We start from the raw sequence: 205 nt of genomic DNA on the forward strand, positions 1-205 counted from the left end.
TGCAGGAAGCATTTCATTTTTCATGGAAAAGGTAAACATAAACAGTTTCTTTATCTTAAATTATGCATGACAAGAAACTAATGTTTGCAGATATAAAAATACAACCTGATTATGGATTCTGTCAGACAGAATGCTGGCAAAGTGGGCATGAAGGAGGAATGATGCCCTTTTTCACGTCCTTAACGGTGGAACAGCCGGCCAGGGA

The organism is Salmonella sp. SAL04162 (genome assembly GCF_046551535.1).
In the GTDB taxonomy this organism is placed as follows: domain Bacteria; phylum Pseudomonadota; class Gammaproteobacteria; order Enterobacterales; family Enterobacteriaceae; genus Salmonella; species Salmonella enterica.